The sequence below is a fragment of the Legionella antarctica genome (assembly GCF_011764505.1).
GTDB lineage: Bacteria > Pseudomonadota > Gammaproteobacteria > Legionellales > Legionellaceae > Legionella > Legionella antarctica.
The window spans coordinates 1,544,207-1,563,348 of sequence record NZ_AP022839.1 but is presented as its reverse complement, the minus strand read 5'-3'; the positions used below and the strand labels follow the sequence as shown (position 1 = coordinate 1,563,348).

The following is a 19,142-nucleotide window of genomic DNA, read 5'->3' as shown; positions in this document are numbered from 1 at the left end:
GTAATAAAGGGGCTGCAGATTGATTTAAAATCTATACTGTTATTTGTCTTACCTCATCTAAGGAGACCGATCCTACTCCAGCAACATTTAATTTTAAGCCTTCTCCATTTTGACCAAGACTGACACTGTCAACATTAGCTGAGGTCATTGTATTTAAGGATACCTCCTTTCCAGAGTAGGTACCTCGTACAGAAATTTTATAATTACCTGCCGCAAGACGTTGGTTACTTTCCCCAGTACCGTCCCAGGCAAATTGAAAAAAACCAGGATCTGGTTGTCCCAAAGGAATTGTTTTTATCAATTCCCCACTTTCCGAGTATACTGAGGCAGTCAAGTTACTAAGACCTGCGGGCATATCAATGGCGGCTTTTACGTCCCCTTCAGTGCTCAAACCCAGATGATCGCTGTTAACCAGAACCTTACGCCCCACCAGAGCAGAAGCCTGCAAAGCCTGATTCGACTGTAATGACGAGGCCATTTGCTGTAAAGATTCCTGCATTTTCGTTACTCCATCATTAGTACTAAACTGAGCTAATTGTGATAGAAACTCGCCATTAGCTTGTGGTTGCATCGGATCTTGATTTTGAACTTGCGCCACCATCAGACGTAGAAAATCCTTTTGCCCCAGACTTGTTCTTGAAGCAGAGTCTTGCTGAGTTAGACCCAGGTTTGCTGCAGAATTGGACCCATTTACTGAATTTGTTGTCATCCTTTTCCCCTTATTGACCCAGTTGTAGTGTGCGCTGCATCAGTTGCTTTGTTGTATTAATCAATTCGATGTTCATTTGATACGATCGAGATGCGGAAATCACATTTGCCATCTGCTCAACATAACTCACATTCGATGAGTAAACAAAACCTTTTTCATCAGCAACAGGATTGTTGGGTTCATATCGTTTGGTCGGTTCGATAGTACTTTCATAAATTCCTTTAACCTGAACACCCGCTTTTATCTGATCGCCCATCCATTGACTTTGCTTCTCCTGAACTGTTTCGAAGATTGGATATTTTGGTTGATAAACTTCCTCCGGACTTCCTCTGGATACGTTTGCGTTACTCATGTTTTCTGCACTGGTACTCAAACGGGTTGTTTCTGCGCTCATCGCAGATCCAGCAATGTCAAAGACTGTATTTAACGACATAATTATTACTCCCCTTTCAATGCCAATACCATAGATTTAATTTTACCATCCAGGAAACTCAAAGTTGCCTGATAATTAAGTGCATTCCTTGCAAATTCTGTAGTTTCTATATCCTTATCCACCGTATTTCCATCTAAGGAAGTATTATTCGTGGTGCGATACTTTAAATTGGCACTAAAATCTACATTGGTATTTATATGATTGGGTGCAGTTACTTGAACGCTTTGAGTGTCACCACCCATACTGGCAGCCAACAACTCATTAAAATCTACGTCCATCGCTTTATAATTTGGGGTATTTGCATTTGCTAAATTATTTGCCAGCTGCGATGCACGTTGATCTCGTGCTATCAGAGCTTTTGCATGAATCCCCAGATAAGAATCGAGATTAAGGGCCATAAACACTCCTGTTTTTAAGTTACTTTAACCAAAGCAAACATTGTGCCAATTTCGAAAAAATGAGAAAATAAAGCAATTAAATCGGCAAATAGTTGGAATACATCATGCCACACTCTAAAATGCTTCCACCAAATGCACTACCTCAAATAAAATCTTACCTCCTTCACTTACAAAATACTATTTGTTTTACACTTGAATCTTTAGACAAAAATGCAAGTTTTATTGAGGATGCCTGGGAGCGACCAGCTGGCGGCGGCGGGATTACTCGAGTGCTGACCAATGGTGCAGTATTTGAAAAGGCAGGGGTCAGCTTTTCTCACGTATCCGGTGAACAACTTCCCGCTTCAGCCTCTGCGCAAAGACCTGAGTTAGCTGGTAGAAATTTTAGCGCTTTAGGCGTATCCCTGGTGATTCATCCTATTAATCCATACGTTCCAACTACTCATGCCAATGTGCGCTTTTTTATTGCAGAAAAAGAAGGGGCTGATCCTGTATGGTGGTTTGGCGGTGGTTTTGATTTAACCCCCTATTATGGGTTTGAAGAGGACTGTCAACATTGGCATCAAATGGCGCAACAAGCATGCCAACCTTTTGGCAATGAGATTTATCCAAAGTTTAAACAATGGTGTGACGATTACTTTTATATTAAACATCGCAAGGAAGCTCGTGGTGTTGGTGGATTATTTTTTGATGACTACAACGAAATCAGTTTTGATCATAGCTTCGGTCTGATGCAAAGCATAGGCGATCATTTTATAAAAGCCTATTCTCCTATTGTATCCCGTCGCATGTGTCATCCTTTCGATCAAAGAGAAAAGGCCTTTCAAAACTACAGACGCGGCCGCTATGTCGAGTTTAATTTAATCTATGATCGAGGCACTTTGTTTGGCTTACAATCAGGAGGAAGAACTGAATCGATATTAATGTCTCTTCCCCCCGAAGTTTGTTGGCAGTATAATTGGCAACCCGAAGAAAATAGTCCCGAAGCAAAACTATACACAGATTTTCTGCCTGCACGCGATTGGTTAAATACAACAAGTATCCAGAAAAATTAGCTAGAATTAGTATTGAGTCTACTGCGGTACTCCACACAACATTAGAACACTGGTCAAACCGTTACCATTGTTGCAATTACGTTTATCACCTCTCATTGCTTGAGACCTGTTTTGTTTATCAAGAATTACCCCCAACATATCTGGTGCTTTTTTATTAACCTGATAATCCCTTTAGCAAGAGGGGTAATTTGTCCTGAATTATTTGATTTTGTTACCAGTACTCTGATGCAAGAATCTGTAAAACGCGCTTTTGTGGGTCTCGGAAAATCTGAAGAAGACAATCAAACGAGTTCTATAAACGGTTATCTGGCTGATAGTGAAGACACTCTAAAAATTGAAATAGTTACTCTTCGAAACACGACACCAGGAAAATCTTCATCAACTCAAGATGAACAACAGGAAGACGCAAGTGCGTCAAATCGATCAGCTTATGCAAAAAACAGAAGTATCAGTTTTTATCATCCCTCTCCTCCTGCTCCTGCTAACTCTAAAAACATGTAAACCAATAACCTGAGCTATTTTATGGCCAGGTTATTATATTTCTCTTACCACAATTTTTTTCTGTTTCCTTAAACAAAACCATACAGTTAATGCGGCAATAAGATTTAATAAGCTCAGGATTAAAAAAACTTGTGGGATAGCAACTTTTAATTTCAATAACAACATAACCAACAAAGTTCCCATAACCATAAACAGGGAATTGTAAATGTTATTTGCCGCTATAGTTCGTGCTCTGGTTTCTGGCTGACTGGTAACTTGTAAATAAGCATACAATGGCACTACAAACAAACCTGCACTGAGGGCCAGCATAAAGAGATCAAAAGCTATACGCCAGTGGTTAAAATAAGCAAAAAATGATGACAAGGTTAAAAGTGGAGTTTTAGCTTCCTCAACAGGCGATGCCAAGAACAGATCAACAGTAAAAACAGTGAGCAAAAACATGGCCCAGGGAACAAAACCAAGGGTAATGCGCCCTTGCAACAGGCGATTAATCAACAAAGAACCAAAAGCAATACCCAAGGAAAATAACGCAAGAAATACAGCAAAGACAGTGGTATTGGCACCTAATACGTAGTGGGTATAATCAGGTAATTTGGTAAGTAGAACAGCTCCAATAAGCCAAAACCAGGAGATAGTTAAAATAGCCAATAGAACACCACTCTCTTTACTGGCTAGTTTCAGCATCATCATTGTAGCTCGCCAAATGTTTAAATCCACTTTCAAACTCACAGCACTCGAGGGGGCATTTGGTATGAATAAACTGGAAATCAAACCCGCAAAAGCTATAAATATGGTCATAAAAATAGCAATTATTGGAGTCGCATTAGTTGTTCCAACTGCTAAAGTGCCAAGGGTCGTCCCTAATAAAATAGCTAAAAAAGTACTGGCTTCGATTAGACCCGTTGCTCTAAGCAGATCTTTTTTGGGTAAATGATCAGGAAGAATAGCGTATTTTATTGGTCCAAAAAAAGCAGAATGTATGCCCATTCCGGTTAAAGTCAACATCATAAAAAAAATACTACCATAATAAAATGCAAAACTGCCCGTAATCATCAGAATTACTTCAACCACTTTAATTAACCGAACAATTAAGGCTTTATCATATTTATCAGCTATCTGACCTGATGTTGCTGAAAAAAGAAAGAAAGGAAGTATGAATAAAGCGCCAGCCAGAGCTTGATAATATTCGGATTGGGCTTGGGTATGACTTAAATGATAACTTATCATGGTAAGCATGGCTAGCTTGAAGGCATTATCGTTAAAAGCCCCAAAAAACTGAGTAAGAAAAAGAGGCAAAAATCTTTTATCTTTCAATAGGTAGACATATCCTGAACCCATTAAAAACTCCTCGGAATACAAAAATAAAAAATTACTAAGAATATTGGTGTCATACCATAAAGTAAATAAGAAATATGGATTTGATAAGGATTTTTTACCAACAGCGGCAGTTTGTGAACAAGTTCACTCCATCCAGTAAGCCTTCAGTGAAACAGCTGTGAACATCTGAGCTTGCTGACTAAAATAACTTACCCAGTATTTTATCCACTTCTTTAGTGTCCCCAAGATAAAAATGAGTATCAACTGGAGACAATTTAAATTGTGGAGGTAATAATTCTTTCTCGATGGGTGTAAATCCATTTTTCAAATAAAAATTTCGAGCTGCTCTTAATTGTTCAACGGTCCCAAGAAATAACTTTGTAAAACCATGTTTTATACTATTTTTAATTAAGTTATTCATTAATTGTTGGGCTATCCCCAACCCACGGTATTCTGGAATGACAAAGAATTTTTTTATCTCACCTTGTGTTTCATTTAATTTCTTTAGGCCTATACATCCTATAATTGCACCCTGACCATCAACGGCATACCAGAAATTACAGGATTGGTGATAACAATATTCTTCTTCTGCTTTAAGAATAGGAGCGTTTATTTCCGAGGTAACAGGAAGATGAAACTCATTAACCTGGATTTGTTCAATCAAATGAATTATTTGTTTTCGTAAAGTACGTGACGTAGAAAGCCTTAAAATCTTAACTTGCTCCCGAATTATTCGACCTTGCTCCAAAGCATTAGCATATTTTTCAATGGAATGAATCAATTGCTCCCGGTCTTCAATAGTTAAAAAATAGAAGGCTCTTTTGATTTTTGTATTAGAGTATTCATCAATATAATAGATTTTGTCTTTTCCTTTTTCTGTAACACTTAGAAATCTTTCCCGTTTGTCTGATCCCTCTCTTATTGTTACTAATCCATTTTTAATTAATGCACATACAATGCGAGAAACTGTGGGTAATGAAACCAATAGTAATTGGCTTAGTTTGGAAATAGTCAGATCAGATGCTTTATTAATCTCTATTAAAGCATGCCAATAAGATGGCTGTTCTTTCTTATCGACTTTATTCAGTTGCAACATTCCTAATTCACGAACTAATTTTCTGGAAAAGTGTCTTAATAAATCAATAGGATTAGAATCCATAATAACCTCATTATTATAATTACTTTCATTTTTATACTATTTTAACTAATAAAGGCAGAGAATTCCATTAAATATTTGCATAAAATTTATTATTTAATTAAAATACTTTCATATTTCTATTTATTTTATAAAATAATTGCACCCATCAAAGTAAACAGAAGCAAGCTCTTTTAAAAGTCAGCTATGAACTTGCATGAAACTCATTTTAAGCTGTAAGGATTTTTTATGTCATCTATATCGCAGTTTACAAGCATCTTGCCTCTCCTTATTTTGTTTTTTGTTTCTCTTATTAGTCCAGGCCCTCATTTTGCTATTACAGTCAGAAACAGTCTTATTTACTCACGACGCAGTGGTTTATTAACCGCTTTAGGCATTGCTTCAGGATGCTTATTCCATATTAGCTATACTATTCTGGGCTTAGCTTTATTGATCACCAAGACTCCTGTATTGCTGCATGTAATTCAATATTTAGGAGCAGGATACCTTTTATATATAGGATACAAGAGCCTTAAAGCGCAAAGTCATTTAGACAAAATCAACGGAGCACACTCAAAAACCGATCTGAAACCGATGAACGCATTTTTAACCGGTTTGCTTACTAATCTGTTTAATCCCAAACTAATGCTTTTTTGCGTCAGTTTATTTTCTGTACTTATTCCCAAAGATATTACTCTAACGAATAAGTTACTTTTAGCTTTAATCTTATTTATAGAAACCTTGCTTTGGTTTTCCTTCGTAGCTTTTAGCCTCTCTGGCAAAAAAACCAGAGCTAAGTTTGAAAAAATCAGTCACTGGGTTGAACGAATTACCGGGGTTATCTTAATCGGTTTGGCACTCCAATTATTGTATAGTAATCTTATTATTTCATAATCCTGCTCGGAGCGAATGGCATAGCCGTGATCAGTATCAATCCTCGCTCCGTATCGGGGGAAAAAACCAGGTTTTGGGGTTTTGGTTTCATTATTAATAGTATTTCTGATGGATATAAATATAGGTATAAATCAAACTAAATACAGTTAAATAGCCGAGAATACTCAATGATAGTTGAGTGAAATTTTCCGAGAAAAAAATTGTAGCCAGATAAAAAACTATTAATAAAAAAGCACTACATGCACCGCGTAGGATGTAGAAGCCAGCCAATTTTTCTGAGTCAATTTTGGATTGGCTTATTTTTTGCGATAAACCATAAGCCCAGTAGGACAGAACACTGCCTGAAAATGCAGATAACAGACAAATAAAGTAATTGTCGCAAAGAAGAAGAAATATAAAAATACAAGCTACTGTACTAAGAACACAGAAAAATAATCCATTAATATAGCAAAGTATCCCGGTGACGAACGATAAGGATAGTGCACCAAAAAGCAGGCCTGCCCCACTAACTGCCAGTACTATACTCAAAAATTGTTGGCTGTGGTAAAAACTGATAATAGGTATGGCTAAAAGGGTCATAAAATTTATCCATATCGTTGCTATTGAAAATGAAAGTAATAATTGAATAATAATTTTATTGTTCTCTGGTATATCGAAACGAAAGAAATTTGTTAAATTTTGGTTTGACGTTCCTAAAGCTTTTCTATTGTCTTTAATAAAATGGAGTACAAATAAGTAAATAGTTAAAAACCCTATGGTGATCCAACACAATTGAGAGGGCAATATCATTTTTTGCAAAAAATTTGCAAGAAGTGGAGCCAATATATAACTTAAAGAGGTTATGACCAAGCTAAGTGATATACCTACGCTCCATATTTTTTCGGGTAAAAGAATTTTGATTGATTTATCAAATAGACTGGTTTCAATGGTAGTAAAGATAAATAAACTAATAATAATTAGTATGGGGTAAATATTTTGAATATTTACCCCTACCTGGGATAAGAGGAAAACAACCAGAAGCTGACTGAATACTATAAGTTGGAATACCTGGCGCAGTAAAAATCTATCCAGTATTTTATAAGTTAATAATGCTGCAATGATAATAAAGAAATTAACCGCTATCCCTATCCAAGAGTACTTATCAAGTTGAGCACTGTGTTTTGCAGCAGCAAATAAAATAGTATAGAGGATAACTCTAGTGCTGACAGTGCATAATAATTTCATCCCCCAGATGAGGTAGAATAGATTTTTTTGCAATGTACCCTCGTTACCTTTTTATGGGAGAGTAGATCTCTCACTATGTTATTAAATTATAAATTTATTCCTGATCAAAATTTTTAGTCATAGAAATATAGACTCATTCAGCTTAAAACGCTGATTGTAGTAGTAATTTTCTAACTTATTTAAGTATAGATTACATATTGATTGATACGTATAAATTGACAATATTTCATTACTATTTCTTTATCACTGATAAAAAAAGTCAGAAATTATTTTTGATGGAGCAGGTATAGGACTGATTGGAGCAACAAGCCAGACAAAATTACCTGGCTTGTATTGGTATTATTCGGTTGCTACAACAACTTCCTGTGCCTTAAGACCTTTAGGTCCTTTATCAAGCACATAAGTTACAGGATCATTTTCATGAAGTGTTTTAAATCCAACACCTTGGATGTCTTTGTAATGTACAAAAATATCATCGCCTTGCTGATTAATAATAAATCCAAATCCTTTTTTTTCATTAAACCATTTAACATGGCCTATTTCTCTTTGCGACATTAGCTATCCCCTTTGTCTTAAGCTTTTTACATTTTTTTCGTTATTTGAATACTTTAGTTACTCATTTTAGAACAACAGAAAAAGACCCTAAAAAACACTTGCTTATGAGTCATCTGCGCTATAATAAGCACTTTCTCCATGCACGAACAATCACGCACACTTTGATTAGCATAACAGTTTTTTATTGATTGTTAAGGATTTTTTTCAAAATATGTGTTTGTTTTCAATAATTTTTTGTTTTAGGAATGAATAATGAATCATACCAAATCATCTTTTATAAAATTAGCTCTGGATTGCCAGGTTTTACAGTTTGGCGAGTTTAAATTAAAGTCCGGTCGTCTAAGTCCTTATTTCTTTAATGCAGGACTATTTTATCAAGGCAATGCTTTGCTTCAATTAGGCCAATTTTATGCACAAACACTTTTAGACAATAAAGTTGAATTTGAACACCTTTTTGGTCCTGCTTATAAAGGGCTTCCTCTTGCCACCACCACTGCAGTTGCTCTTGCTGAACAGGGTAAAAATATTACTGTAACTTTTAATCGCAAAGAAGTTAAAAGTCATGGTGAAGGAGGTCAATTGATTGGAGGGCCTTTAACTGGAAAAACAGTGATCATAGATGATGTAATTACTGCAGGAACTGCTTTTAGAGAGTCACAAGCTTTAATAAAAGAAAATGGTGGAAATCTGACTGCAGTAATTATTGCCCTGGACAGATGTGAACGAGGTTTAACGGAAAAATCAACCCTTGCCGAGATCAGAAATCAAAGAATTAAAGTGTACTCTATTATTAATTTATTTGATTTAATTGAATACTTAAACAGCAAAAATGAACTTGAACAAGTAAAAAAATTAGAATCCTACCAGCAAAATTATGGATGTATTGAATAACACATTAGATAATGTCGGGGCACTGCCCCATCGACGTCAAGCTAAGATATTTTTGCTTATTATAGGATTAAGGTCAAAGAAGCCACATATATGTCCGTTCGGCTTCATTTTATTATTGACAACAATAAAGATAATCATTATCGTCTAAATCATATTATAGCGTGTTAATACAATAACGTGAAACTACCTACCACCATAAAACACGCTGCTCTTCCTGATTTAATGTACTTAATTAGTGTGCTTGAAAATCAGGATGAAGCTCTCAATTTCTTTACTGATCTGTGTGCTCACGATATGGACTTAAACGAAGCTAAACTGACCCTTAAAGAACAAAAAATAGAGGTAAGATTATGAGTGACTTAGAAATTAACTCTCTGGATTGGCAAAAAATGAACGGCTTACTGCCCGCCATTATCCAAAATGCAGAAAATGGCAAAGTACTCATGTTAGGTTATATGAACCAGGAGTCATTAATTGCTACATTAACTTCTGGTCAGCTGACTTTATACAGCCGTAGTCGAAAAAGACTATGGCGCAAAGGAGAATCATCAGGGAATAGCATGGCATTACAGCATATCAGTGTTGATTGCGACAATGACAGTCTTTTAATTCAAGTGATACCTAAAGGAGCTGCATGTCATTTAGGATACAACAGCTGCTATCAACCGCCTTTTTACAGTACACTTGGTTTTCTGGATGCATTAATTGATTTAATTAATGAACGGGCAGAAACGAGTAATGAGATCAGTTATACAGTGAAGCTTCTAGAGTCGGGAGTTCACCGATGCGCCCAAAAAGTAGGGGAAGAAGCCGTAGAAACTGTTATCGCAGCAGCAAGCAATAACAAAGAAGAATTAATTAATGAAAGTGCCGATTTAATTTTTCACTTATTAGTCCTTTTTAAAGCCTGTGAGTTAAATTTTTATGATGTATTGCAGTGTTTACAAGACAGGGACAGGTCAATTCATACTTAGTTTTTAAAATGTCATTGGGTGAAAGCTGCAGCAAGTTGCTTGTCAAACCAAAACATGGGGAACTGTTAGCTCAGAAAGAGAACACTCATTTGAAAATTTTATCTACTATATAAATTCAGTCAAAGCTTAAAAAGCCGGGATGACTATCCAAAGCCATCTGTTTTTCCAATTGAAATTTGAGATTGATAAAGCCATTTATACTCGCCTTAGATAACGCCCTTAAGTCGCTTAAATCACTGCGAAAGCTAAACAACGGTGCCTCGATTCGCGACCGGGTATGTTTGGCTCGGTATTTATAGATTGCAAAATCGACACCTAACCTAGAATCAACTACGAACCAATTTTCATACTGACGAGTTTCAGAATTATAAAACTGCCCTGATGATTTGGGTTGCCCGGTAAATTTTGACACGGGATGAAAAGGATCGTGCGAGCAGTATTCATAAACGGCATGCATAGGTAAAAGCCTTTGCGCACCACCAACCCCTTCTCTCCACTGTTTATCAATGGCAGCAAAATTCTTATCCCCCTGTGCGGCTATCGAATCAACTTGCGATTGCAACTCCTTAATAATGGTATTTTTAAAATCAAAATGGGTTTCGGTTACAGTTTTTCCATTAAGCACATAAGTTACTCCTTCTGTGCTGACTTTGTCATATTGACAGAGCAGCTTTACAATCACTTTTTTTCCATCTTCAGTTATAGGAAGGCAATTGAGCATCATCGTCCACATAGGTTTATCAAGAGCCCAAAGCACAAATTCAAAAGCACTGATGTTATCAAAGGTTCGTCCGGAGCAATCTGTCACTTGGCCCCTTTTAAAAATTAAACTTATATCATTACTTAACATTTCTTTAACAGCATCATGTTCTCCACGCACCGTATGATATAGGAATTTTTGTAACACCTTACGCTCTTCCAATACAGGCTTAAAGAAAGCCCTGTGCCCTTTTGATGTCATAGAAATGCTTATCAATTCAGGGGTTGGTAAATGAGGTGCCATTTCAATCCCCATTTGTTGCGGTAACTGCCCAAGAAATCTAAATATATCTTGTGTGTTTTTCATTTTATGCTTGGGAAAAAATTAATTAGAGAATTATACTTGAACCCATCGAGAAATAAACACCCTGTGTTTAAAGTAGATCAGGATGCATTTGAGAAGAGATATCGGTCTATTAATGCGAGGTTCAAACTCGATTGATTCGGAATACTTTTCAGAATTTTTTTATAAATTACCCAATGATTGCTTCATCTGAATAATGCGGTGATATGATTCGTTAATTCTTTGTTCCGGAATTTCCCCTGAACGAACTTTTTGTTCGATAATGTCAATGAGCTCTTTAGGGTCCTGAAATTTATCGACCAACTGATTTCCAAAAATCAGCATATCCACACCAGCATTAATTGACATAGTTAGAGCATTTGCCAAGCCATAATAGTTAGCTATTGCTTTCATCTGCATGTCATCGGTAATAACTACCCCATCAAATTGCAAATCATGACGTAGCAAGCCAGTAATAATGCTTTGAGACAAAGTAGCTGGAACTCCAGTAACATCCAATTTCTTGTTGACAACATGTGCGACCATAATCATATTGCAATGATGAGGTTGAGATAACGACTGTAAAAAGGGGACTAATTCTTGATCGGTCCAGGTATCAGTAATGTCAACAAAGCCTAAATGTGAGTCAGCAATAGAACTGCCGTGCCCAGGAAAATGTTTATAAGAACACTGTATCTGATTAGTAAGAAACTGGCGTGAGTATAATTGAGCATATCGCGTTACATCGTCGGGTACAGATGAAAAACTGCGTTCCAATTTGCCTATGATTGGATTTTCAGGGTTGACATCAACATCTAAACTTGGGAAAAAATCCACATTGAAACCCGATGAGCGCAAGATTTTGGCCATGAGGTTAGCCCAATTATCCGCCTCATCCAAAGACCTTTGTCCTATTTGTTGAGGGGAGGAGATTTCTGGAAAACCATATCTTTGATGTAATCTGTTGACTCTTCCGCCCTCATAATCAACTGAGATTAGTAAAGGTAAGTTAGGACGTTGATGCAATTTATTAGCATTTTGAGTCACGCGTTGTAATTTTTGATTTAATTTTTTAACTTGCTCGGGGCTTTCTATATTTTTGTCAAATGTTTGGGATTGCTGATTGAAATCAAACAAGATTACGCCACCAATATTATCTTTATCTATCGAAGTCGCTATAGCAGATCGCTCATCAATCACTTTACCGTTAAAACCAATAATCAACATCTGCCCAATTTTTTCTCTTAAGCCAGGTTCTGCAGGATAAAAACAGGTGGGAAAAATAAATAGAAGCACACAAAGGACGATAGGCTTGATATTCAAAATATTTCTCTCTATTTGCAGGTTTAGAATTGTTATCACAAATCCTATTTACATTAAAAAATTAGTTCGCGCATTATACTAACAAAGAGCAATTTAATCAATAGTTGACCAGTTCCTGTCTTGTCTATTTCCATTGATTGGGCTGAAACTGGTTTTTTACACTCCTGCTGTAAGAGGTTAGCATTTGCTTAATACAGGGAGGGACCTGATGAACCGCTGCATGAGTTATTCTGGCAGTAAAACTGAGCCAAACATGGGCTGTATCAACCTCAGTTACCAACATGCCCGTATCAGAATAGCAATACGGGACTGCGATGGCTACAACTGCAAGCTTCAAGGTTTAGATGCTATTTGACATCATACTACTGCTAATAAAATTGCAGTAAGGTAGTTACCTTCAGGAAATGAAGCCAATGTAGGATGGCAGCTGGCAGGTCCATAAATCCCTACAATCCGTGCCTGTTTTCCCACAGCCGCAGCCTGCCCACTAACCAATGAAGCAAATTCAGAGGCTGAAAGAGCGGAAGAACAATTACAAGTCATTAATAACGTACCAGATTTCATGTGTTTAAATACTTCGCGATGTAGAAAACGATAATAATTTTTAGCCCGTTGCAAATGTTTTTGTGAAGGCACTAATTTGGGTGGGTCGAGTACTACAATATCATAATCTCCTGCCTGTGCTAAATAATCACGCGCATCAGCCTCTATAAAATTAATATTTGTTAGATTATTTAATGTGGCATTATTTTTTGCTTGAGCAATGGCTTGATCAGAACTATCTATCGCAGTTACTTGCATAGCTCCTGCCTTGGCGGCATGCAATGCAAACCCACCGGTATAAGTATACAGATCCAAAACTTTCTTACCCGTTGCCAGGTTGGCTATGCGACTGTGGTTTTCTCTTTGATCAAGAAACAAGCCCGTTTTTTGCGCATGGGCGAACTCAACTTGATAGATTATACCCTCTTCCAAAACCTCGGCGGATTTCTGCACTGCAGGAATCTCAATCGCCTTCCAACCGTCTTGACCTAGAGGCCTGCTTTGGGCTATCCAAATAACTTGATTGTCAGGCAGTAATTCTTGAAGAGCCCGAGTGATTATCTCCCTATTCAACTCGACCCAATAGGCTGAGCTGGCAACAACACAAAATTGATTAAACCGATCAACGGTTAATCCGGAAAGGCCATCTGATTCACTATTAAATAATCGGTAAGCAGTAGTATTTTTATTTGGTAAAGTTAAGCACTCTCTTACCTTTTTTGCCTGTTGTAAACGATGCGTTATCAGTGACGAATAGTTGCTGATGTCAATTGCTTCGTTTGCAAGCGCCAATACTCTTATTCTGTATAATGAATGCTCATTATAAGCACCTACCCCTACACACTCTCCCTCGGCAGTAAGAATATCAACCAGCTGCCCTGTAACCAATTTACCCGAATGGCGAGCAATAGCTTTGGGGAAAATCCAGGGATGACCCCTTAAAACCGTTTTTTCCTTTGTGGCATGTAAATAAACTTTCGCTTTCATTTTCTATTTCCCAAAGACTAAAAGTCGGCTAATCTACACTATCAGTCGATAGACCTGCAATGGGAGTTAGGGCAAACATGCAACAATTTATAAAAACAGTGGGCATTTTTATTTTTATCTGCACTTTTAGTAACCCTGGATTTACCGGACCTTGGTTTACCGGTCCCATACTTGCTCCTGCAGGACATACTATACCCAAAGGCCACACTAACGTTGAATTTTATAGTTTACATGTTTCTACCGATGGTCGGTATAATGATTCAGGAACCATAATCCATACCCCATTGTTTCGAAGCTTTGTTACCAACCCTGTCATGACTCATGGCTTCAATGATTGGTTAGATGTCCAGCTAACTTTACCCTATACCTTTAACTCCACACGAGGAGTGAGTTACAACAGACTGACTGATATAACAACAGCACTCGGATTTCAACTAGTGGAACAAAATGGCTCACCGAAGCGTGCTGATGTACGTATCCTGCTCCAGCAAACTTTCCCTACCGGCAAATACGAGAACCTCAATCCTGCATTCCTGGGCACAGACTCTACTGGACTTGGAAGTTATCAGACTCTGGTTGGTCTAGACCTGCAGTATTTATTAGAGGTTATTCAATCCCATTATTTACGTACACGTCTTATCCTTAGCTACCTCCATGCATCTCCTGTTAAAGTTCATGGATTAAACAGCTATGGAGGAACGATAAATACTAATGGCCGCATAGCGCGTGGCGGTGAATATGATGCCGATTTGGCTTTTGAATTCACTCTTACCCAAAATTGGGTTGCGGTAATGGAAGGAACTATTTCTAGAGGTCAGTCAACAGTTTTTAATGGTATTTTAGATATTGGTAATATTGGAGCCCCTGTAAATATTCGTGGGAATGATTATTCTGCCAGAACCTTAGCTCCTGCATTAGAATATAATTTCAATGCGAATGTAGGTCTCATTGGCGGAGTCTGGTTCCCCGTTTCAGGGAAAAATACCTCGCATTTTCGCACTTATGTATTAGCGCTCAATGCTTACTGGTAATTAACAAGGGGCTGTAACGCTATGGAAAAAAATAAATTCTCATACGGGCTCACGCTTGGTGCCTTAGGTGTTGTCTATGGTGACATCGGGACCAGCCCTTTGTATGCCTTAAAGGTAACTCTCAACAACCTTCCTATTAACTATGCAAATGTACTGGGCGTTCTGTCCCTGATTTTTTGGTGTTTAATTATTGTTATTTCTTTTAAATATTTAATGATAATTTTTCGAGCAGATAATGAGGGTGAGGGAGGAATTCTTGCTCTCTTGGCTTTAATGAAACATAAGAATACTAAATACCAACCATTATTTTATATTATCGCTATATTTGGAGCTGGGCTTTTATTGGGAGATGGGATGCTGACTCCAGCCATCTCGGTCATTAGTGCTGTAGAGGGAATTAGTACTCTTTCGAGTACATTTACCCCTTATATTCTCCCAACAGCATGCCTTATCTTTATTTCGTTGTTTTCCCTTCAGGCCAAAGGCACCTCCAGTATAGGTTATCTATTCGGTCCTTTAATATTAATTTGGTTTTTTACTATAGCAACTCTTGGCTTAATACAGATTATCCAGGATCCGATAATCCTGAAAGCCATAAATCCCTACTACGGTTTTACTTTTTTATATAATGCCGGTTTAAATGGTTATTTATTGTTGGGGGGTGTTTTTCTTGTTATGACAGGCGGGGAAGCCTTGTTTGCAGACATTGGGCATTTTGGTAAACGTCCAATCAGAACCAGCTGGTTTATCTTGGTTCTTCCTTGCCTATTGTTGAGCTATTTTGGTCAGGGGGTAAATTTATTACATAATCCAGAAGCCATTGAGAATCCATTCTATATGATTGCTCCTCCCTGGTTTTATCTGCCTTTAATTTTAATAGCTACCATTGCAACCATCATTGCATCCCAGGCCGTAATTACAGCCACTTTTTCCCTAACTAAACAAGCTGTTCTCCTTAGCCTTTGCCCCAGAATACCCATAATACAAACTTCCAGAGATCGTTCAGGACAAATTTATGTGCCTCAAATTAATTTGATTCTTTTTATTGGCACATTATTCTTTGCTTTGTTTTTCCAAACATCAGATAGACTGGCTCATGCCTATGGAATAGCTGTAAATTTTGATATGTTGATGGTGGATGCCATGGTTGCCTATACAGCACTAGCTATCTGGTATTGGTCGAAATTTAAAGTAGGATTAGTATTTGGCTTATTCATAGTGATAGATTTGGCCTTTTTGGGTGCAAATGCTCATAAATTTCTGACTGGAGGCTGGGTGCCAGTAGTTTTTGCCTTATTCATAGCCTTTGTTATGTATACCTGGAAATATGGGCTTGAATATTTAAGAAAAAATTTCTACTTGAATAAAGAAGATATTTACAAAATACTAAAACAATTACAATACAAAAGCCTCAATCAACTCCCCGGGGTTACTGCAATTTTTATAACAGATGTTTATGATAACAGTGGCGGCAGTTTTCTCCACTTCCTCAAACTAAGCCGCTCAGTCCCTGAGCATGTCTTAATTGTAAGTTATATCGTAGATAATATTCCTCATGTTCATTTCAGCCAGCGTTATGAAATATCATGTCTGGATGAACGAATTTGTAAGCTCACCATCCATTATGGCTTCATGGAAACTATTTCCATCCCTTGGGCTCTGGAGAAAGCCAGTAAGAAAAACCTTCTCCCTTTTAAAATAAATGTCGATCATGCAACATACATGGTAGAAATACCTAATGTTATGGCGTCAAAATCCAAGAGGTCCCTTGCTTTCTTCTATCAGGAAAAGCTCTTTGCCTTTCTAATGCGTAACTACTCTGCGAATTTAAATATTGAATTCTATAAATTGCCCTACAATAGAACTATAGCCATAGGTACTTACTGTATCTTATGATTACTAAATCCGAGCCTATATCTAACGAAAACACTCTTATTTATGGTTGATTAGCGAGACTTCGATACGGGCTTCCTCATTCAAGCAGCTAAAACCAAGGGATACTCTTCGCAGCAAAAATTAATTCATGTTAACATTCCAATTTTACTCAAAGGACAAAATATGTGGTTTAATAATGCACTTATATATCAATATGATCTGGATGAAGCGTGTGATTTGAACGCCTCATTATCTGAAGAAACGCTTAAGCCATGCCCACCTCACGCCCGTTTTATTTATGGCTGGCTCCCTGCCTTTGCAGATGAACTGGTTCATGAAGTGGCTGGAAGTTCGCTTATTTGTATGGGGAAAGAGGAGCGTATACTTCCTCGTGGCGTCATTAATAAGATGCTGGCAGAGAAAATTCAAATGATTGAAATGCAGCATGGACGTACCGTAAAACGTACTGAAAAAGCACAACTTGCCGAAGATCTTGAATTTGAGTTATTACCAAAATCTTTCTGTGTCCAAAAAAGACTTCCAGCGATTCTGGATAATGTGAGTAAACGCTTAATCATCAACACATCGAGTAATACCCAGGCATCTCAACTTACGTCTCTGTTAAGAAAATCAGTTGCAGGTATCACCATAGAGCCGCTAACCCATACGGAAAATCTTGCGATACGTTTTGCAGAATGGATACATTCTCCAGAAACACTTCCTGCAGATTTTCAATTAGCCTCAGAGTGTCTTCTTTTTTCTCTTGATGATGAAAAAAAACGGGTACTGTGTAAAGGATATGAACTACCGGCTGAAGAGATTTTAACCTTATTAGCGCAAGGAATGGCTACTGCCGAAATTTCCATTATTTGGAAAGAACGAATCCAATTTACCCTAACCCATGACTTCACCTTTAAGAAATTGAAAAGCCTTGAGTTTCTAATTGATGACTTTAATGAACTCGGAAAGCTTGATGAAGAGTATCAACGAGAAGATGCTGCTTTGACGTTGCTTGCAGGCGAACTCAGAGAGCTAACCAATGATTTGTTAGCGGTTTTAGTAAGTCCAACTCAATCAGACACACCTGTTAAGGAAATTATCAAGGAAGCATGTCCAGCTTAACAAATGGACTCTGGCAGAATCTGGCTATTACTGAGGGCATTAATTTAAACCCCTCTCAGATTAATAGTATCAATTGGGGCCGGGTTGAATAAATAGCCGTAACCAGGAAGATTCTATCAAATCCCTGGCTACAGCCTCACTTTTTGTCTGTAATTGGCTGCGACTATCCTTTAGTGTAGGTTAGTCGTGGCATTTTGGATGTATGGTAGGTAGCTTGATATACTCTCATCGCGTCCTCAGCGGCTTTGTTAAGGCCTAGTGCCTTATTCGCCTCATACATTACAGTTAATGCTTGTTGAGTACTAGGTGCCTGAGGATAGTTCTTGACCAAGTGGCCTGCTCTTTCAATGGCAGCTACATACATCCTACGTTTAAAGTAAAACAAAGAAACATTGAGTTCATGCTGAGCGAACATATTACGCAAGTAAATCATCCGCTGTAACGCATTTGCCTTATATTTACTGTTAGGGAATTTTTGAATCAAAATTGAAAAATCCATGTAGGCTTGGGTTTGTGTGCCAGGATCACGCCATGACTCATCTAAAGGCAGGATCTTGGCAAAGACGCCTCGAGTTTGCTGGAAGTTAGCTAATCCTCTCATGTAATAGGCATAATCCACGTTCTTTGCCCGCGGATAGAGATGGATAAAACGCTCCGCAGTGGCTGCGGCAGAAGGATAATCCTCGTTTTTGTAATAAGCATAAATCAATTCCATTTGTGAGCTTTCTGTATAATCACTGAATGGATACATTGATTCAATGGCTTCAAGTTTTTTTGCAGCAGTAGCATATTCTTCTTTCTTTAGAGCCTTTTGAGACTCCACGTAAAGTTGTTTTGCGGTCATTCCTTTATAGGGGTTACTGTCCTCATCATCTTTTCCCCATTTTGAACAGGAAGATAAAGCAATAATAAAACCTAACAAGAATAGCATCTGAACTCGTTTCATAACCAACACCTTTAAATTGTATCTGTTGCATCAGGGCAACAGGGACACGAAAATTGGGACATTATACCTAGGACCAGCTAATTTGCGAACAATCTTAACCTTATTCTTAAATTTAAATAACTAATCACTAGTATTTTGATCCACTTAAGAAATTTCAAAAATCTAAAATAAAACATCTTCGTTGTGA

Annotated in this window: 19 protein-coding genes; 8 read left to right on the top strand and 11 right to left on the bottom strand. The window is 37.5% G+C overall.

Annotated features, from left to right (window positions below; translation table 11 throughout):
* Positions 1–31 precede the first annotated feature (31 nt).
* Genes HRS36_RS07520 through flgB form a run of 3 tightly spaced genes read right to left on the bottom strand, consistent with a single transcriptional unit; the run spans position 32 to position 1,540 of the window.
* A complete protein-coding gene (locus tag HRS36_RS07520; protein WP_173236825.1) occupies positions 32–709 on the bottom strand; it encodes a flagellar hook assembly protein FlgD in 678 nt (225 codons plus the stop codon).
* A gap of 10 nt (positions 710–719) precedes the next feature.
* On the bottom strand, positions 720–1,142 hold the full coding sequence (gene flgC / locus HRS36_RS07515; RefSeq protein WP_173236824.1) for a flagellar basal body rod protein FlgC: 423 nt from the start codon (positions 1,140–1,142) through the stop codon (positions 720–722).
* A gap of 5 nt (positions 1,143–1,147) precedes the next feature.
* Positions 1,148–1,540 (bottom strand): flagellar basal body rod protein FlgB, encoded by a 393-nt coding sequence (gene flgB, locus HRS36_RS07510; protein ID WP_173236823.1) that lies wholly within the window; start codon positions 1,538–1,540, stop codon positions 1,148–1,150.
* A gap of 104 nt (positions 1,541–1,644) precedes the next feature.
* On the opposite strand from flgB, the gene hemF reads away from it, so the two are divergent.
* The gene (hemF, locus tag HRS36_RS07505) at positions 1,645–2,595 is read left to right on the top strand and encodes an oxygen-dependent coproporphyrinogen oxidase (RefSeq protein ID WP_173238489.1); all 951 of its coding nucleotides are present in this window, start codon (positions 1,645–1,647) and stop codon (positions 2,593–2,595) included.
* A 111-nt stretch (positions 2,596–2,706) separates the two neighbouring features.
* Positions 2,707–3,096 carry a hypothetical protein gene (locus HRS36_RS07500; RefSeq protein ID WP_173236822.1) on the top strand — a complete coding sequence of 130 codons (390 nt, stop codon included), beginning with the start codon at positions 2,707–2,709 and terminating at the stop codon, positions 3,094–3,096.
* A 33-nt stretch (positions 3,097–3,129) separates the two neighbouring features.
* Here the strand turns inward: HRS36_RS07500 and HRS36_RS07495 are convergent, their stop codons facing one another.
* Both HRS36_RS07495 and HRS36_RS07490 read right to left on the bottom strand, forming a co-directional pair.
* Complete coding sequence (locus tag HRS36_RS07495; protein WP_173236821.1) at positions 3,130–4,434, bottom strand: MFS transporter; 1,305 nt, start codon at positions 4,432–4,434, stop codon at positions 3,130–3,132.
* A gap of 178 nt (positions 4,435–4,612) precedes the next feature.
* Positions 4,613–5,572 carry a bifunctional helix-turn-helix transcriptional regulator/GNAT family N-acetyltransferase gene (locus HRS36_RS07490; protein WP_173236820.1) on the bottom strand — a complete coding sequence of 320 codons (960 nt, stop codon included), beginning with the start codon at positions 5,570–5,572 and terminating at the stop codon, positions 4,613–4,615.
* Between the two features lie 225 nt (positions 5,573–5,797).
* Here HRS36_RS07490 and HRS36_RS07485 point away from each other — a divergent pair, with 225 nt between their 5' ends.
* Positions 5,798–6,442 (top strand): LysE family translocator, encoded by a 645-nt coding sequence (locus HRS36_RS07485; RefSeq protein ID WP_173236819.1) that lies wholly within the window; start codon positions 5,798–5,800, stop codon positions 6,440–6,442.
* A 93-nt stretch (positions 6,443–6,535) separates the two neighbouring features.
* Here the strand turns inward: HRS36_RS07485 and HRS36_RS07480 are convergent, their stop codons facing one another.
* Both HRS36_RS07480 and HRS36_RS07475 read right to left on the bottom strand, forming a co-directional pair.
* The gene (locus tag HRS36_RS07480) at positions 6,536–7,699 is read right to left on the bottom strand and encodes a hypothetical protein (RefSeq protein ID WP_173236818.1); all 1,164 of its coding nucleotides are present in this window, start codon (positions 7,697–7,699) and stop codon (positions 6,536–6,538) included.
* A gap of 306 nt (positions 7,700–8,005) precedes the next feature.
* Entirely contained in the window at positions 8,006–8,221 is a 216-nt protein-coding gene (locus HRS36_RS07475) for a cold-shock protein (protein WP_173236817.1), read from the bottom strand.
* Positions 8,222–8,473: 252 nt separating this feature from the next.
* Between HRS36_RS07475 and pyrE the strand changes: the two genes are divergently transcribed.
* Both pyrE and hisIE read left to right on the top strand, forming a co-directional pair.
* Positions 8,474–9,112, top strand: coding sequence for an orotate phosphoribosyltransferase (gene pyrE / locus HRS36_RS07470; RefSeq protein WP_173236816.1), 639 nt, complete (start codon positions 8,474–8,476; stop codon positions 9,110–9,112).
* A 350-nt stretch (positions 9,113–9,462) separates the two neighbouring features.
* Entirely contained in the window at positions 9,463–10,086 is a 624-nt protein-coding gene (gene hisIE, locus HRS36_RS07465) for a bifunctional phosphoribosyl-AMP cyclohydrolase/phosphoribosyl-ATP diphosphatase HisIE (RefSeq protein ID WP_173236815.1), read from the top strand.
* Between the two features lie 115 nt (positions 10,087–10,201).
* Here the strand turns inward: hisIE and HRS36_RS07460 are convergent, their stop codons facing one another.
* The 3 genes from HRS36_RS07460 to HRS36_RS07450 all read right to left on the bottom strand — a co-directional run bounded on the left by HRS36_RS07460 (position 10,202) and on the right by HRS36_RS07450 (position 13,981).
* Complete coding sequence (locus HRS36_RS07460; protein ID WP_173236814.1) at positions 10,202–11,152, bottom strand: F-box protein; 951 nt, start codon at positions 11,150–11,152, stop codon at positions 10,202–10,204.
* 159 nt (positions 11,153–11,311) lie between these two features.
* On the bottom strand, positions 11,312–12,451 hold the full coding sequence (locus HRS36_RS07455; protein WP_226905605.1) for a glycoside hydrolase family 3 protein: 1,140 nt from the start codon (positions 12,449–12,451) through the stop codon (positions 11,312–11,314).
* A gap of 357 nt (positions 12,452–12,808) precedes the next feature.
* On the bottom strand, positions 12,809–13,981 hold the full coding sequence (locus HRS36_RS07450; protein WP_173236813.1) for a class I SAM-dependent rRNA methyltransferase: 1,173 nt from the start codon (positions 13,979–13,981) through the stop codon (positions 12,809–12,811).
* Positions 13,982–14,058: 77 nt separating this feature from the next.
* On the opposite strand from HRS36_RS07450, the gene HRS36_RS07445 reads away from it, so the two are divergent.
* The 3 genes from HRS36_RS07445 (at position 14,059) to HRS36_RS07435 (ending at position 18,009) form a co-directional block, all read left to right on the top strand.
* On the top strand, positions 14,059–15,012 hold the full coding sequence (locus HRS36_RS07445) for a hypothetical protein (protein WP_173236812.1): 954 nt from the start codon (positions 14,059–14,061) through the stop codon (positions 15,010–15,012).
* A 21-nt stretch (positions 15,013–15,033) separates the two neighbouring features.
* Positions 15,034–16,908, top strand: a complete 1,875-nt coding sequence (locus HRS36_RS07440; protein WP_173236811.1) for a potassium transporter Kup — start codon at positions 15,034–15,036, stop codon at positions 16,906–16,908.
* A 162-nt stretch (positions 16,909–17,070) separates the two neighbouring features.
* Positions 17,071–18,009: a recombination-associated protein RdgC gene (locus tag HRS36_RS07435; RefSeq protein ID WP_173236810.1), complete on the top strand. Its 939-nt coding sequence runs from the start codon at positions 17,071–17,073 to the stop codon at positions 18,007–18,009.
* 163 nt (positions 18,010–18,172) lie between these two features.
* Here HRS36_RS07435 and HRS36_RS07430 read toward each other — a convergent pair whose 3' ends face one another.
* Positions 18,173–18,955, bottom strand: a complete 783-nt coding sequence (locus tag HRS36_RS07430) for an outer membrane protein assembly factor BamD (RefSeq protein ID WP_173236809.1) — start codon at positions 18,953–18,955, stop codon at positions 18,173–18,175.
* Between the last annotated feature and the right edge of the window lie 187 nt (positions 18,956–19,142).